Below are 3837 nucleotides of genomic sequence, written 5' to 3'. Positions count from 1 at the left end.
CCTATTAAACTAGGTTTATCGACCTATTAAACTAGGTTTATCGACCTTTAAAGCTAGGTTTATCGACCTTAAAGCTAGGTTTATCGACCTTAATAATTTTAATAGACACGTTTATTTAAATAGTCTATTGTACAACCTAGTTTAATTATAAATTTATTATTAGAAATGAGTGAATTAATTGTTAAGGATAATGCCTTAATTCAAGCTAGCTATACGTTAGATACTGTTGAGCAGCGTTTAATTCTTCTAGCTATAGCAGAGGCAAGACAAACAGGTCATGGGATAACAGAAAATAGCTTATTAGAGGTACATGCCAGTAGCTATATAAATACGTTCAATGTTGAAAAACATACTGCCTATACAGTCCTTAGAGATGCATCAAAAAGCCTCTTCGATAGATACGTCACATACCATGATGTTAATCCTAAAACAGGTAAGGATCGTAGTTTCCATTGCCGTTGGGTTGATAAAATTGGTTATGAGGCTCAGTCGGGAATTGTTTTTTTAAGATTCACTCAAGATATCGTTCCTCTTATAACCAGACTAGAAGAGAATTTTACTAAATATGAGTTAGAACAGGTCTCACGCCTAACTAGTTCTTATGCTATTCGACTCTATGAATTACTGATCCAATGGAGGTCAGCAGGAAAAACTCCCGTTTTTGATCTGTCTATCTTTAGACAACAATTAGGCGTTGAACCTCATCAATACAAAACTATGAGTAACTTTAAAACCTATGTTTTAGACTTTGCATTGAATCAAATAAATGAACTAACAGATATCATTGCTAAGTATGAACAACATAAGAAAGGACGTACTATTTCAGGATTTTCGTTCACTTTTAGACAGAAAAAAGATACTTCTAAAAAAGTGATCACAAGTGAAAAACCCTCAGATTATTTCTCGAAAATAACCGATCCACAGCGTCACCTATTTGCTAATAAGCTTTCTAGACTTCCTGAAATGAATACATATTCTCAAGGTACAGAAAGCTTTGAACAATTTGCTGTGCGCATTGCAGAAATGCTTAAAGATGCCCAAAAATTCGAAGAATTATTCCCTTATCTTCAAAAAGTTGGCTTTGCTCCTGCCTAAAATTTAAACTTGATCATTTGTCTATTAGACAGTCTAATAGACAGTAACTTTTTACAAGTTTAGGCATAGGTTTACTGAATGAAAACCCTTACAGTTCTTGAACTTTCCAAGCTTTACAACATTAATAGACAAACGATTTACAACAACATAAAGAAAGGAATTTTAAGTAAAAATTCTGAGAATAAGATTGATCTAGCAGAAGCTATCCGTGTTTTTGGAGAACCAGTCAAAAAACAGGATGTAAAAGAATTTGTAAAAGTAGACAGTCCAAATTCGGCAGAAGTTTTACTGCTTAGACAACAAATAGACATGCTGAAAAATCAGCTTGATGATGCTAAAGATCGTGAGTCTTTCTACCAAAATCAGATCGAAACGATGCAACGCCTACTAGAAGCTCCTAAAGCACCAAAAATGGAAGATCCAACACCAGTTGTACCACCTCAAGAGACGATTGAAGTCCCAGTACCTGAACAAGCAACTGAGGTTAAAACTGAGATCCAAACGCAGAATAAGCGGATCCCCGTGCCGGAGCATGTCGAACAGGAACCGGAGAAAAGGGGCTTTTGGAGCCGTTTTTTTAGACCCTATGATTAGCCACGATTATTTAACTAATATGAATAAAGTCGTGGAACATTGCTCACTTATTAAGCGTGGAACGTGAAAAATCATAAAAAAAGCCCACCTTGGGGAAGATGAGCTATTAACTAGAAACTACAGCATTGATTTCTAAAGATAATTATAACACATTTCGTATAACGTGTATTATGTTAATTTTAGATAATTTAAATAAAGGCTAGAGACGACTAACATCTAATCCTGCTGCGATTAATCTTGTTGCTATCTTTTTCATCTTATTAAATTCAGCAAAATAGCTATCCTTAATTTGGACGGCCTCACAAAATTCTTTTCCTGTGACATCAGCCAAACTATCTGCATATTTAATAACTTGGATATGTAATTCCTGTGTCCAAGAACTTTCATCTGCATTTGCTAAAGCTTCACGGATAGCGTCAAAAATTTGATTATTCATCTTGATTCCTTCTAGATTTATTTACTTTAAAATGAAATTTGGATTGTTACTTTATCTGGGCTTACATTGGCAGCCTCTGAAATTTTCTGCCTGGCTTCCTCTATTAATTCAGGCAAGTTTACAGATGTAATTGTCTTTGGCTCATTTAAATTAATACGTTGTGTTTGATCTACGGTAATCCAGTCCAATTCATCTAAGTTCAAATGCAACATTTCAAATAACTCATTAGTATCCTTATATGCTACGGGATATTGTTGGGCTTGATTTGATTCGCCTTGCGTCAACCGCTTCCATGCTTCTTTAAATACAACATCATTCGGTAAAAATGCATATTCAGAAACTTGTATAAATTTTCGATCATCTTCAACAATTTCAATATTCCGAACCTTACCAATATAAAAAGCTTGTCCATGATCAATTTCAGGATCGTGCTCATGTAGCTTATTCGTATTCTGAGTACATATTAAATATTCTGCTTGTTCTAATTTACTTAGTACAGCTCGCCAAGCTCTACTTCCACCATTCTTCACTAAAGAATCTTTCGACTCAGATGTAAAGACAATTACAGATTGATGTTCAATTTTTTGGTTATTCATGACGTATATCCTATAAATATTGGTTTTAAAATTTGTATATCGAGTCTCAATAAGCCAAATATACATATATACAAAACGAATATCAATACATACGCAGAGAATATTTTTAAAATTTACAAAAATTCCGAAATATACATAGAGAATATTTTTCATTATCTGAATATACATTCTATTTAACATAATGGTGGTTATACGCAATACACTTGTATATTAATATAAATATCAACTACTTAATGAAAGCAGAAAAATCCAAAAATGCCCAAAAAGCCGATTTTGAAACAAGTCGGCTTTTTTATGATCGATTTTGGTACTTCCTGCCAATAATTTCGACTAAAAATTACGCTTCTCAACTTGAGTGATACAATTTTGTGATACATTATTATATATACAAATTTGAATGTTTTTTATGGAACAGTATTTCGAATGGGATGAGGTAAAAAATCGAAAGAATCAGAAAAAACATGATGTCTCTTTCGAAACTGCAAGCCTTGTTTTTGAAGATCCTCTAAGGATATCAATCCAGGACAGACATACCGATGGCGAAGAACGTTGGCAGACCATTGGAAAAGTGAAAGGCGTACTAATGCTCTTAGTAGCTCATACCATCTTTGATGAAGATGACTGTGAAATCATACGAATCATTAGTGCAAGACAGGTAACTAAAGCGGAGCGAGATAAATATGAGCATGGTTAGATACTCACGCAAAGAACTGAATGAAAAATTCAGCGACAAGCAAGATGCTGAAATTGAACGCTTGCTTGCTAAGGGAACAGTTCCTGACGATCAGCTAGATCTATCAGATATTCCTGAAATTACCGATTGGAGCAATGCTGTACGCCATAATCAGTTCTATCGTCCAGTGAAGCAACAGACTTCCATTCGTTTAGATGCTGATGTGCTTGCTTGGTTCAAAGCACAAGGGAAAGGTTATCAGACACGCATGAATGAAATCTTACGGGATGCCATGCTAAAAGAATTAAAAAATCATCAATAAAAATGGGAGCTTAGGCTCCCATTTTTATGTTATTCCTAAGTAGAAATGTCCTACCTAATAACCAAATAGAAATGTCCTATATGGACAATTCCAAGTCAAGCACAGGATTTAGATTTCGTTC

The 3837-nt window shown here is 34.4% G+C and carries 6 protein-coding genes; 4 read left to right on the top strand and 2 right to left on the bottom strand.

The genetic code is table 11. From position 1 onward, the window contains the following. Positions 1 to 165: 165 nt before the first annotated feature. Together repM and P253_RS04700 are read left to right on the top strand one after the other, a co-directional pair. A complete protein-coding gene (gene repM, locus P253_RS04705) occupies positions 166 to 1095 on the top strand; it encodes a replication initiation protein RepM (RefSeq protein WP_016659737.1) in 930 nt (309 codons plus the stop codon). A gap of 78 nt (positions 1096 to 1173) precedes the next feature. Continuing rightward, positions 1174 to 1689, top strand: a complete 516-nt coding sequence (locus P253_RS04700; RefSeq protein ID WP_000855181.1) for a plasmid replication DNA-binding protein — start codon at positions 1174 to 1176, stop codon at positions 1687 to 1689. A gap of 199 nt (positions 1690 to 1888) precedes the next feature. Here the strand turns inward: P253_RS04700 and P253_RS04695 are convergent, their stop codons facing one another. Then, a complete protein-coding gene (locus P253_RS04695) occupies positions 1889 to 2125 on the bottom strand; it encodes an HTH-like domain-containing protein (RefSeq protein ID WP_016659738.1) in 237 nt (78 codons plus the stop codon). A 26-nt stretch (positions 2126 to 2151) separates the two neighbouring features. After that, complete coding sequence (locus tag P253_RS04690) at positions 2152 to 2721, bottom strand: hypothetical protein (protein WP_016659739.1); 570 nt, start codon at positions 2719 to 2721, stop codon at positions 2152 to 2154. Positions 2722 to 3127: 406 nt separating this feature from the next. Between P253_RS04690 and P253_RS04685 the strand changes: the two genes are divergently transcribed. Together P253_RS04685 and P253_RS04680 are read left to right on the top strand one after the other, a co-directional pair. After that, positions 3128 to 3415, top strand: coding sequence for a BrnT family toxin (locus tag P253_RS04685; protein ID WP_016659740.1), 288 nt, complete (start codon positions 3128 to 3130; stop codon positions 3413 to 3415). Next, complete coding sequence (locus P253_RS04680; RefSeq protein ID WP_004282216.1) at positions 3402 to 3716, top strand: BrnA antitoxin family protein; 315 nt, start codon at positions 3402 to 3404, stop codon at positions 3714 to 3716. The genes P253_RS04685 and P253_RS04680 overlap by 14 nt, the downstream gene beginning before the upstream one ends. Positions 3717 to 3837: the final 121 nt, after the last annotated feature.

Source organism: Acinetobacter indicus CIP 110367, assembly GCF_000488255.1.
Classification (GTDB): Bacteria; Pseudomonadota; Gammaproteobacteria; order Pseudomonadales; family Moraxellaceae; genus Acinetobacter; species Acinetobacter indicus.
This window is presented reverse-complemented; position numbering and strand designations above follow the sequence as displayed.